Origin of the sequence: Arcobacter sp. 15-2, from assembly GCF_047159865.1 — a bacterium.
Classification (GTDB): domain Bacteria; phylum Campylobacterota; class Campylobacteria; order Campylobacterales; family Arcobacteraceae; genus JAIOSF01.
In genome coordinates this window covers 1647534-1659469 of the sequence record NZ_AP038804.1, presented here as the reverse complement: position 1 = coordinate 1659469, position 11936 = coordinate 1647534, and the positions used below count along the sequence as shown (strand labels likewise).

Annotated in this window: 11 protein-coding genes; 5 read left to right on the top strand and 6 right to left on the bottom strand. The window is 28.6% G+C overall.

What is annotated here, in order from left to right; translation table 11 throughout:
- The 5 genes from ACMCMH_RS08740 to ACMCMH_RS08720 all read right to left on the bottom strand — a co-directional run bounded on the left by ACMCMH_RS08740 (nt 1) and on the right by ACMCMH_RS08720 (nt 4663).
- Nucleotides 1–1164 (bottom strand): cation:proton antiporter, encoded by a 1164-nt coding sequence (locus tag ACMCMH_RS08740; protein ID WP_412724654.1) that lies wholly within the window; start codon nt 1162–1164, stop codon nt 1–3.
- A 16-nt stretch (nt 1165–1180) separates the two neighbouring features.
- Entirely contained in the window at nt 1181–2035 is an 855-nt protein-coding gene (locus tag ACMCMH_RS08735) for a biotin synthase (protein ID WP_412724652.1), read from the bottom strand.
- Nucleotides 2036–2077: 42 nt separating this feature from the next.
- Nucleotides 2078–2605, bottom strand: coding sequence for a YfcE family phosphodiesterase (locus ACMCMH_RS08730; RefSeq protein WP_412724650.1), 528 nt, complete (start codon nt 2603–2605; stop codon nt 2078–2080).
- Between the two features lie 95 nt (nt 2606–2700).
- Nucleotides 2701–3027 (bottom strand): hypothetical protein, encoded by a 327-nt coding sequence (locus ACMCMH_RS08725; RefSeq protein ID WP_412724648.1) that lies wholly within the window; start codon nt 3025–3027, stop codon nt 2701–2703.
- Between the two features lie 232 nt (nt 3028–3259).
- Complete coding sequence (locus ACMCMH_RS08720) at nt 3260–4663, bottom strand: PAS domain S-box protein (RefSeq protein WP_412724646.1); 1404 nt, start codon at nt 4661–4663, stop codon at nt 3260–3262.
- Between the two features lie 136 nt (nt 4664–4799).
- Here ACMCMH_RS08720 and ACMCMH_RS08715 point away from each other — a divergent pair, with 136 nt between their 5' ends.
- Nucleotides 4800–6356, top strand: coding sequence for a sensor domain-containing diguanylate cyclase (locus ACMCMH_RS08715; protein WP_412724644.1), 1557 nt, complete (start codon nt 4800–4802; stop codon nt 6354–6356).
- A 269-nt stretch (nt 6357–6625) separates the two neighbouring features.
- A complete protein-coding gene (locus ACMCMH_RS08710; RefSeq protein WP_412724642.1) occupies nt 6626–6856 on the top strand; it encodes a hypothetical protein in 231 nt (76 codons plus the stop codon).
- A 73-nt stretch (nt 6857–6929) separates the two neighbouring features.
- Here ACMCMH_RS08710 and recQ read toward each other — a convergent pair whose 3' ends face one another.
- On the bottom strand, nt 6930–9062 hold the full coding sequence (gene recQ, locus ACMCMH_RS08705) for a DNA helicase RecQ (RefSeq protein ID WP_412724640.1): 2133 nt from the start codon (nt 9060–9062) through the stop codon (nt 6930–6932).
- A gap of 132 nt (nt 9063–9194) precedes the next feature.
- Here recQ and ACMCMH_RS08700 point away from each other — a divergent pair, with 132 nt between their 5' ends.
- Genes ACMCMH_RS08700 through ACMCMH_RS08690 form a run of 3 tightly spaced genes read left to right on the top strand, consistent with a single transcriptional unit; the run spans nt 9195 to nt 11909 of the window.
- On the top strand, nt 9195–9947 hold the full coding sequence (locus ACMCMH_RS08700; protein ID WP_412724638.1) for a (Fe-S)-binding protein: 753 nt from the start codon (nt 9195–9197) through the stop codon (nt 9945–9947).
- Nucleotides 9947–11335, top strand: coding sequence for a lactate utilization protein B (locus tag ACMCMH_RS08695; protein WP_412724636.1), 1389 nt, complete (start codon nt 9947–9949; stop codon nt 11333–11335). Before ACMCMH_RS08700 ends, ACMCMH_RS08695 begins: the two co-directional genes overlap by 1 nt.
- Nucleotides 11325–11909, top strand: coding sequence for a LutC/YkgG family protein (locus ACMCMH_RS08690; RefSeq protein WP_412724634.1), 585 nt, complete (start codon nt 11325–11327; stop codon nt 11907–11909). The genes ACMCMH_RS08695 and ACMCMH_RS08690 overlap by 11 nt, the downstream gene beginning before the upstream one ends.
- Nucleotides 11910–11936 lie beyond the last annotated feature (27 nt).

The following is an 11936-nucleotide window of genomic DNA, read 5'->3' as shown; positions in this document are numbered from 1 at the left end:
TTACTGTCCATATTTAACTTTTTTTTCCTCTTTTTTATTTATAAGTCTTATTAAAATCATACATATAATCACTTCAAAAATAGCACTTAAAATAAATGCATAATAATAAAACTGACTGATACTATTATTGTGTACAGCAAGAGTAGCAACCGCAATGATAAGTGTTAATGGCATAGAATGAGAAAGTGCCATCAGTGTTGTACCCTTAAAAGATATTGACTTGATAAATATCAAAGAACTTAAAAATCGAATTAAAATCATTCCAAAAGTGATTAATAATGCTGTTGTTATAAGATTTGGTAAAAATAATGACTTCAGTTCAAAAGATGTACCAATCCAAACAAAAAATATAGGAACTAACCAACCAAAACCAAAATGTTCAAGTTTATGAGGAAGCTCTTTATTATGTTCAAAAAATGTAGTGATAAATACACCTGCAATAAAAGCACCTAAAACAACTTCTAAATGAAGATACAACATCACAGCAATCATAAGGAAAAAAATACTCATAGAAAAACGGATATCTTGTTCTTGATTGTCATTTTTTGGCATAAGATATGTTTTGAGTTCAGGATACCACCAAATAAGATTATTGAAAAAATAATACAAAGCAATCATCACAACAAAAACCACACCTAATGAGATAAGATTTTCATAAAACTTCGCTCCCATACCATACTCTAGCCCAGCACTCACAGCAGCCAAAACAACAATAGAAATAATTTCCCCTATAAGACCAACAGTAAAAGCCAAATCTAACCAAGGAGAGTCACCATATTCTTTTTTGATAACCGCTAATAAGCCTATAGAGATAAGAGGTAAAGTTACTATAAATATATTTGAAAGACTAAAACTCCAAGTAAATATTGTCGCAAACGCATATAATAAAAATGAGTATAGAAGTCCTTTTTTCAGAAGTTCTGGCGAAATTTTAAGTAACTTTTTTAAGTCAACTTCAAGTCCAGCTAAAAACATCAAGTACAAAAAACCTAACTCTGCAACTAAAGTAAAAATATGATTTTCTTGAATAAAAGCAAAAGAAACAGCAACCGAACCTAAAAATATCTCTATAGGAATTACAGGTATTTTAATTAGTTTTGAGATAAGTGGTGATGAAAATATGATTAACGATAGTGTTATTATTATTGCTATTTCATTACTCATTTGTTATCTCTTATATTTATTTTTCACAAGTTGCTGCTATTTTATAGCCTAGTTTTTCTAAATCTGCTAAATCGTTTAAAACATTTTTTCCTGAAGTCGTTAAATAATCCCCTATTACAATAGAGTTTGCTCCATGTTCAAATATTTTATATTCATCTTCACCAAACATAAGTTCTCTACCACCTGCTACCATAATTTTATGTGCATTTGGTATCATTTTTCTGGATAACTCAATCAATTCAAACGCTTGTTCTTTTGTAACACTGTTTGATACTATTGGCAAAGCTTCATTTGGATGAAAAAAATTAAGTGGTACATTCATAGGTTCTAAAGAAGCTAAAGATTCTAGCATAGATATTCTATCTTCTTGAGATTCTCCTAAACCAAATATACCTCCACTCACAAGTTTTAGTCCCGCTTTTTTAGCATTTAAACAAGTTTGATATCGTTCATCCCATGTATGTGTTGAAACAATACTTGGATAAAACTCTCTTGAAGTTTCTAAGTTATGGTTATAGTTATCAACTCCTGCTTTTTTTAGTTCTAAAAGCTGTTCTAATGAAGCTGTTCCATTACAGGCAATAAGCTTTAAACCTAGGTTTTCTTTTTTAACTGCTCGTGCAGCTTCACATACAAAAGCTAATCGCTTATCAGTTAAACCTTTTCCTGCTGTTACTAAACAAAATCCTATTGCTTTATTTTTTTTAGCTCTTTTTGCTTCTTCTACAATCAGATCAATCTCTTTTTTTTTGTACCTTGCAATATCTGCTTGATATTTTACACTTTGCGTACAAAATTTACAATCTTCATTACAAGTTCCACTCTCTATATTACAAATTGCACAAAGATATATTTTTTTTTCATTTATCATAATTTCTATTTACTTCACTAAAACTATAAGTTTTATATAATTTTAATTTAGTTCTCCTCTTTTATATTCATATAATTTTATTTGCCAATTATCATCACTTGGCTTCTTAAAATAATAATTTACCTTGTAACTCTCATCAGATACTTCAAGTAAAACACACTCAGTCAAATCTTTTTCTCTCGCACAAAGTTCACCTGGATTTAGAAATAATGTATTATTAATATATTCTGTTTTAAAAATATGAGTATGACCATAAATAATAATATCACTATTTGGAGTAAGATGATTTGGTATATGCATTAGTTTGTACTTTGAATCTTTGATTTTAAAATAATAAGGCTCTTTATGTATTTTATAGTCATTTTGATACTCAAAAAGATTCCAATCATTATTACCAAAAACACTTACATAAGGAAGTTCCGATTTTTTCAATAATTCAAGATTTTCTCGTATCTCTAAGTCTCCTGCATGAACCAAATACTCGGCACCTTTTGACTTTAACATATCAATAGCATCTTTCGTTAAGTCTGTTTTTTGATGAGAATCAGACATTACCCCAAGTTTATACAATATGATTCCTTTTGTATGATTATTACAGGATTATATCAAAGCAATATTAAATTAAAGTATAGTTATAAAAGTAGAACATTGTCATACAATTATGACTACAAAATCTCTATATCAACTAATTCAATCCCTACACACTCTTTTTTGAAAAGTTTTCGTGTAGTAGCATCTTCTTCGGCTAAAGAAACTAAGTCAGCAAAGTCATTTTTTGACGCTTCAAATTGATAATGCTCTTTTTGAGTTTCTATATTAATTTTACACTCTTCATTTTTAAAAGCAAAGTCTATATTTCTAATCCCTTTTGCAAACTCACTTTTTATAACTTTTGCAATTTTTTCATTTTCGAGTAACTGTGCAATTGAAACTTCTACATTAAAATCTGTTTTACATAATATTTTATAAGTTACCATAATTTTTCCATCCATTTTATCTCATCCTTTTGGTATTAATAAAAAAAGTATAGCAAAAAAGTAAAGTACACTACTAAAATATTGCATTTTGTTATGTAATTATGATTTATCTTTTTAAAGTGATTGTAAAACATGCCCCTTTGTACTGTTCACCTTTATATTTATATTCTTCATTATGGACGGTTAGTGTTCCTTTCATACCATGTACTACAACTCTATGTGACATACTTAGACCTAGTCCAGTACCTTATGATTTGTGCTTCATTGTAAAATAAGGTTCAAAAACTTTTTGCAAATTTTTTTCCGAGATTCCACCAGCATTATCTTTGAATATAATTCTAATACTGTTATCTTCTTCAATAAGTGAAATAAAAATATATCTTGTGTTTTCTTGAATATCTTTGACAATAAAAGCTTCTTTTGAATTATTAAACATATTTACAAAACATTGAATAAGCTCGTTTGGTAAACCAGTAATCATAGAATTTTTCTCTACATCTATTATAAATTGTATATTATTCTTTTTTGTTGATGAGTCTATTAAAGTCAGAAAACTTTGAATATTTTTTTCCAAATCAAATTGAATTGGTTCAAAATTACCCCTTACAAAATTTGCAAAATAATCAATTGTTTTTGATAAATATTGTGCATTTTCATTGATTGCATCACACACCTTATAAAAACTTTCATCTGTAAGAATATTGTACTCTTTTTGTACTTTCATCCCTGATGCACCTGTTGAAATTACAGACAAAGGTTGTCGCCAATGATGAGCTATATTACCTATCATCTCTCCCATGGAAGCAAGCCTTTTTTGCTCTTCGGTGATTTTCATTTGTGTAATATCTTGTATAACTAAAATAAACCGTTGCTTATCTGGCAACAATGATATACTCATATTTACAGTTATATGTTTATTATCTGCTGTTATACAATGTTTAATAATATCATTTACATAACCTTTTTCTAAGGCTTCATTTATTGCGTTACTATTTGTTTCTCTATCTTCTGCCGCTGTTAATTCACTACAACTTTTTTTTAATAACTCCTCTTTTGTATATCCTATTATCTTTAAAAAAGTATCATTACAATTTAAGAAATTAGTTTTTAAATCTATTACTGCTATTGCAACTTGGGCAGAGTTAAATATTGATTCTAGTTCTTTTTTTTGATTGTTGACTTCATCTTGAAGTTTTTGCACCTCTGTGATATCTTTTATAATTGAAAAAAGTATTATTTCATTTTCTATCTCAATTGGAGAGGAGCTTATCTCTACAGTTTTTAAAGTTCCATCATGTAACTTATGTTTCCCTATAAAAGTATTTTGTTTAAGTTTGGTAGCTTTTAAAGCCTTTTTTTGTATGTTTTCGAGTGTTTCAGTATTGAGTGTAGCTAGTGATTTTCCAATAATTTTGTCATATTCATAACCATAGAATTTTATTGCACTATCATTTATATCAATTATATTACTATTTTTAGGGTCAATGAGTAGCATAATAGAAGAATGTTTTCGAAACATATTTTCAAATTTTTGTTCTAACTTACTATCATTGTCCTTCGATTGATACCAATGTAAATATTTATTTCGATTTCTTTTAAACAAAAAATAAATAAACACTACAATAACAACTATTATAAACAGTTTTTGCATATTGGAATCCTCTAAAATTATCATATTTTATTATATCAGAATAAAGTTAACCAAATGGATAAGAAATATACAATATATCTAAAATTTATATTAAATTTTTTTGTAAACTATTAAATATAAGTCAAAAGGATGAAATATGACATCTACTAAAACAAAAAATTTTTTATTTATTTATTCATTTATCATTATTATACTATTTACTTCTAACTATTATTTCTATAACTTATATCTAAAATCACAAATAAAACTAGATATATTAACAGAGAAAGATTTTAATCAGATTTTCCAATTTGGAACATTTGCACTACTATTTTTAATATTATTTATTATCATGATAACTCAATATATCTATTCAAAAAAAGTAAGATCTAAAGATATTGAAATGCAGTCACGATATGAACTAGAGGTTATTAATTCATTATTTACTCATTTACAACAATTTAATAATGTAAAAGATATATCACATTATTCATTGCAATTTTTACAAAAACTCATAGGTGTTCAAAGAGCAAAGTTTTATATAGTCGATTATGTAAATGAACAATTATATTTATCAGGAACATTTAATATTGATCTTAAAGAAGAGGAAAAAACACTTGAGATTTATCGTGGACAAATAGGAGAATCTGTTGCTTTTCAAAAAGTTAAATATATACAAACTAAAACTTATTATAAAATTTCTATTCCATTGATTAGTAACAAAAAAGTTATTGCTTCAATAATTCTGTATCTAAATAAAGATACACAAAATTACAAACTATCTGATTTTCATCACAATATTCTTAATATAATTACTGATTTTTTACAGAAAGAGTTAAAAAATGAAGAAAATGAAAAATATTTTAATCTTATTGATAATTATATCATCACTTCAACAACAAACAAAGATGGTAAAATCACTTATGTTAGTAAAGCATTTCAGAGAATTCACGGATATCGTGAAGAGGAACTTCTTGGAAAGTCACATAATATTTTAAGATCACCCAATATTAAAGATGAAGTTTTTAAAAAAATGTGGAATACTATAAAAAAAGGGCAAGTTTGGAATAGTGATATTCAAAATTCTAAAAAAAACAATACAAATTGTTGGCTAAATACCACTATTCAGCCAAATATGGATTATTATAATAATATTATTGGATATACTGCTATCCGTGTTGATATAACTGATAAGAAAGCCGTAGAGAAACTTTCAATTACAGATTCTATGACAAAAGTTTATAATAGAAGATACTTTGACGAAATTTTTCCACAACAATTAAAACTGTCAAAAAGACTCAATCAACCAATAGCTTTTTGTATGATTGATATTGATCATTTTAAACAATATAATGATACTTATGGACACCAAGCAGGTGATTTAGCTCTCATTAAAGTAAGCCAATCAATTAAACAATCCTTAAAAAGAGAAGAGGATCTTATTTTCAGGCTAGGTGGAGAAGAGTTTGGATTTTTGTGTTTCACTAAAAATAATCAAGATGCTTATAAAATAGCAACTACTATAAAAAATAATATAGAAAATACACATATTCCACATAAAAACAATAGTGCCTCTGAGTATATTACAGTCTCTATAGGTTTGTACATATATGATTTTCAACAAGAACAAATTACAGCAGAAGAGATCTATCTTAAAGCTGATACATTATTATATAAATCTAAACAAAATGGTAGAAATCAAGTAAGCATTTAGTTTACCATTTTTTTATCAAACAATTTTTTACAAACTCATTATTTTTAAAATAAAACCTATACTCCATCCCTTCTAATAATTTATTCCTTATAACATTTACCCTCTTTTCTTTTTTTATCACTTTCTAACTGGAACTTCTTCATGAAAAAAGTTTACTATATTTCAATATTTACTATTTTGTTCCATTTATTGGAACAAAAGTAGTATTTTTATTGACTTTTGTTCCAAATATGTGTACAATACACGCATAAACCAATACAAGGATTCAAATGACAGCACCACAAGTAAAAACAACCCCTAGTTTAAGAAAAATGGAAAGCGATTTAGAAGTAAACAAAACTACTTTGCACAATTGGAAACAAAATAGACCAAAATTATATGAGTTTATAATAGAGTCTTATCAAGACAGACACGCTTTGAAAGAAAACATTATGTTTTTGATCGACCAAAAACAAAAATTAGAAGAGAGAATCAACAAAGAACAAAAAAAAGTTTCTTAGTTGATTTTTTTACATAAAAAAAGGGGGAAGTGAATTATCACTTCCCCCTTTTTGTTTCTCTTTTATTATTAACTCAAAATAAATACCCATACTTATTTACATATTGTCTTAAATAAGTTATATCATGTTTTTGAAGCCCCTCTTCTATCCAAGTTTTTATATCATTTGGAAAGCTATCTCGCATTGGTTGAAATAAAACATCTTTTTGCTCTTGTGTTATATATTCATTTTCAAAAAGCTCATTTATGTGAGATATAACTGTAGAGTCTTTTAGCTCTCGAAGTTCTAAAATCTCATCAAGCGTTTTTCCCTCATCAATCAAATCTTTTGTTTGAAGATATGTTTTCGAAAGTTCTTTTTTTATTTTTGGTTCTGTTTCCATAGGTGTTTCTAGGACAATTTTTTCTTTTTCATCTTTTATACTTTGACAAAGATTCATAAATACTTCACCATATTTTTCTAGTTTGCTTTGCCCTATTCCTGAAATATTTAAAAACTCTTCATGTGTTGTGGGTAGTTTTAGTGAGATTTGTTGTAAAGTTTTATCACCAAATACTATGTATGGAGCGACTTCATCTTGTGTGGCTATTTTTGTTCGTAAAGTTCTAAATTTTTCAAAAAGTTCATCAACTACTATATCTTTTTTATACTCTTTATAACTCTTATTCTCTTCTAAATGTTTTTTATCTATTTGCACTGTTTTTTGTTTTTTAAGTATTTCACGACCAGTGTTTGTAAGTTGTAAAGTTCTATATTCACCAGAACTCACGATAGCTTCAATATCAAGTAAGGTATCAGATACACTTCCCCATTGTTCTTTACTCAACTCTTGCCCTATTCCATGAACACTCAAATTCTCATGCCCAAAATCTAAAATTCTTTTCGCTTTTGAACCTCTTAAAATATCTATGATGTAAGTTTGTCCAAATCTCTCTTCTACTCGTAATATTGCGGATAAAAATTTTTGAGATTCTATAGTAATATCTTGATACTCTTTTTCTCCACTTACACAGTTATCACAAATAGTTTCACACTGTTCAATATCATCTCCAAAATATAAAGCGATATTTTGATGTCTACATTTAGAAGATATTGCAAATCTATACATTGTTTCTAGTTTTTTATAGTTGTTTTGTTTGTAAGTACTCTCTTCTAAAACATCTATAAATCTTTTTTTACCTAACTCATCTGCTTTTGAAAATAGCATCAAAACTTCTGCATTGAGTCCATCTCTTCCTGCACGACCTATCTCTTGAGAATAGTTTTCCAAAGTTTTTGGCATAGAAGTATGTAAAACAAATCGAATATTTCCTTTATCTATCCCCATCCCAAAAGCAATGGTAGCAACTATAATTTTTACGCTTTCATTCTTGAACTTTGTAAAGATTTCATCTCTTTGATTTGCAGGAAGTCCAGCATGATACGCTAAAGTATCAAATCCTTTTGTGTTTAAATACTCACTTAAAGTTGTTGTTTCTTTTCTTGTGAAACAATATATGATGCCACATTCATTGCTGTGAGAGTGTAAAAATTTTGTGATTTGTTCTTTACCATCTCCTAGTCTTTTTTCACTTCGTATGATAAGATTTGTTCTTTGTATTTTTGTTTTTAATATATTCTTAGGGTCTATACCCAATGTTTTAGCTATATCTAGTTCAACACTTTTAGTAGCTGTAGCTGTAAAACAAGTAATAGGTGTGTCTGGAAAGTTTATTTTTAAAAGCCCTAATTTTTGATAATCATCTCGAAACTCATGTCCCCATTCACTTACACAATGAGCTTCATCTATTACAAAAAAGTTTATTTGTATCATTTTAAGTTTTTCTAAAAAATCCCCACTTTGGAATCGTTCTGGTGCTATATATAAAAATTTTAATTGGTTATTTCTTAGTTGTTCAAAAATAGCATTATTTTCTTCTATGGTATTTTGTGAATTTATCATCGAAGCAGATATACCATTTGCTTCTAAGTTTACTACTTGATCTTGCATAAGTGCAATAAGTGGAGAGATAACAACAGTAACCCCTGGCATCATAAGTGTAGGAAGTTGAAAAATAAGTGACTTTCCACTTCCTGTAGGTAAAATAGTAAGTAGATCTTTCTTCTCTAAAATATGATTTATCGCTTCTTCTTGTATATTTCGAAAACTATCAAAGCCAAAATATTTTTTAAGTGTTTCATATATATTTGTATTGTGAGTATTCACTCTTAACTACCTTTTGTGAGATTTTAATAAGGCTCATATTACAGTAAGTTTTATCATTGTTTTATAAAAGTATAATATCATACAATTATCACATCTTTCATATACAATTATTTACTATAAAAAGGAGTACAAATGAAAATAGGTTTATTTATCCCATGCTTCATGAATGAATTATATCCAGAAGCTTCAATGGCAACTTACAAATTACTAGAAAAATTAAACTTTGATGTTCAATACCCAACAAATCAAACTTGCTGTGGTCAGCCTATGGCCAACTCAGGATGTGCAAAAGATGTAAAATCTTTAGCAGTAAATTTTGTTACTAATTTTAAAAAATACGATTATATAGTAGCTCCATCAGGTTCTTGTGTAACTATGGTAAAAGAGCATTACGCAGAATTTTTTGAAGATGATGTAAATTATAATAAAGTAAAAACATCTATCTATGAAATCACAGAATTTCTACATGACATCATAAAACCAGAAAATTTAGATTTTTCAAATATCTCATTTCCTCATAAAGTAGGACTTCACAACTCCTGTCATGGACATAGAGCTTTAGGTCTAGGATCTCCAAGTGAGCTGAATATTCCATATAACTCAAAGTTAGAAAATGTGCTTAGTCGTGTGCCTGATATTACATTAGTTGAACTTAATAGAAGAGATGAGTGTTGTGGATTTGGTGGAACATTCTGTGTAACTGAAGATGCAGTTTCAACAGCAATGGGTAAAGATAGAATCCAAGATCATATAGACTCAAATGTAGAGGTTATAACTGGTGCAGATATGTCATGTCTAATGCACCTGCAAGGACTTATCAATAGAGAAAATAAAAAACTAGAAGTATTACATATAGCTCAAATACTTTTAGGAAAGGATAACTAATGGCAAGCCATCCAATAAATGCTACTAAATATGTAGCAAACGATGAAAGAATGCACTGGCATGATAAAGCCTTATGGTTTGTTCGTGAAAAAAGAGATAAAGCTGCACATGGTATTCCAGAATGGGAGCAATTAAGATCTTATGCAAGTACTATTAAAACTCACACTATGAATAAAATGGATTTTTATTTAGAAGAGTTTGAGAAAAATGCTACTGCTAAGGGTATCAAAGTTCACTGGGCTAAAGATGCTGTTGAACATAATGAGATTGTGCATAAATTACTAAAAGAGAAATCTGTAAAAAAACTTGTAAAATCAAAATCTATGTTAACAGAAGAGTGTCACTTAAATCCTTATTTAGAAGCAAGAGGAATAGAGGTTATTGATACAGATTTAGGGGAAAGAATCGTTCAGCTAAGAAATGAGCCACCGTCTCATATCGTACTTCCTGCTATTCACCTTAAAAAAATGGATGTATCTGATACATTCCATGAGCATTTAGGAACCCAAAAAGGAAATGATGACCCTACTTATCTTACACGAGCTGCCAGAGCTAGTTTGCGAGAAGATTTCTTAACAGCTGAGGCTGGACTTACTGGTGTAAATTTTGCTATAGCCGAAACTGGTGGAGTTGTTGTTTGTACAAATGAAGGAAATGCAGATATGGGTGCATCGTTACCAAAACTGCATATTGCTTCTATGGGGATGGAGAAAATCATTCCACGACTTCAAGATCTAGGAGTATTTACAAGACTACTAGCTAGAAGTGCAACTGGACAAGCGATTACATCGTATACATCGCATTTTCACCAGCCTGTTGAAGGTGGAGAGATGCATATTATTATTGTTGATAATAAAAGAGCAGAATTTTTAGCAAATGAGAAGTATAGACAAGCACTAAACTGTATTAGATGTGGAGCTTGTATGAATACCTGTCCAGTTTATAGAAGATCTGGAGGACACTCTTATGAGCATGTTATTCCTGGACCAATTGGTTCTACAATTGCTGCTTTTAAAGAACCTGAAAAACACAGTTCATTACCATTTGCTTGTACTTTATGTGGTTCTTGTACAAATGTATGTCCTGCAAAAATTGATTTGGATTCACAATTATATAATCATAGACAAGATTTAGCCCAAGCTGGACATTTACCAAAATCAAAAATGTTATCTATGAAAATTATGACTTATTTATTTAATAGACCAAAGCTCTTAGATTTTGCAGGATATGTAGGAAGAAAAGTTGTTCCAAAACTACCAAATTTCTTAATATACAATAAATTTAATGTTTGGGGAAAAACAAGAGATATTCCAGAGTTTCCAGAACATTCATTTAAAGAGTTATATGAAAAAATGAAAAAAGAAGAGAGGGAAGAAAATGACAAGTAAACAACTAATACTAGATAAAATACGAAAAAACAATATTGTTCCTAAATCAGATCTTCCAGAGTATACAAATTTTGGACTTACCTTTGAAAATAAATTTGAAGAGTTTTCAAGAGTTTTAAATACTGTTGGGGGAGATGCTATAGATACTACAAAAGATAAATTAGATGAAGTAATTTCATCTCTTTATCCTGATGAAAAGGTTATTGTATCTAATATTGAAGAATCAAAACTTGGTAACTTTATAGCAAATGATGAGAGTGACCCACACAACTTACGAGATGTTGATTTAGCTATTGTAAAAGGTGAGTTCGCAGTTGCGGAAAATGGTGCTGTGTGGTTAAAAAATAGTGATAATAGACATAGATCATTATACTTTATTGCACAAAATATTATTATCGTTGTTAAAAAATCAGATATCTTAAATAATATGCATGAAGCATATGAAAAAATCTCATTTGAAGATAAGGGGTATGGTGTATTTGTGTCAGGTCCATCAAAAACAGCTGATATAGAACAATCTTTAGTTATTGGAGCTCATGGACCAAAATCAGGATATGTGATTTTTATAGACTAAGGAAATAGTTAATCTTTGATATAATAA

Bases quoted from the DNA above. Each gene is read 5' to 3' on its own strand.
- ACMCMH_RS08690 (WP_412724634.1), top strand. From the start codon at position 11,325: ATGACAAGTAAACAACTAATACTAGATAAAATACGAAAAAACAATATT.
- ACMCMH_RS08710 (WP_412724642.1), top strand. From the start codon at position 6,626: ATGACAGCACCACAAGTAAAAACAACCCCTAGTTTAAGAAAAATGGAA.
- ACMCMH_RS08720 (WP_412724646.1), bottom strand. From the start codon at position 4,663: ATGCAAAAACTGTTTATAATAGTTGTTATTGTAGTGTTTATTTATTTT.
- ACMCMH_RS08740 (WP_412724654.1), bottom strand. From the start codon at position 1,164: ATGAGTAATGAAATAGCAATAATAATAACACTATCGTTAATCATATTT.
- ACMCMH_RS08725 (WP_412724648.1), bottom strand. From the start codon at position 3,027: ATGGATGGAAAAATTATGGTAACTTATAAAATATTATGTAAAACAGAT.
- ACMCMH_RS08695 (WP_412724636.1), top strand. From the start codon at position 9,947: ATGGCAAGCCATCCAATAAATGCTACTAAATATGTAGCAAACGATGAA.
- ACMCMH_RS08735 (WP_412724652.1), bottom strand. From the start codon at position 2,035: ATGATAAATGAAAAAAAAATATATCTTTGTGCAATTTGTAATATAGAG.
- ACMCMH_RS08700 (WP_412724638.1), top strand. From the start codon at position 9,195: ATGAAAATAGGTTTATTTATCCCATGCTTCATGAATGAATTATATCCA.
- ACMCMH_RS08715 (WP_412724644.1), top strand. From the start codon at position 4,800: ATGACATCTACTAAAACAAAAAATTTTTTATTTATTTATTCATTTATC.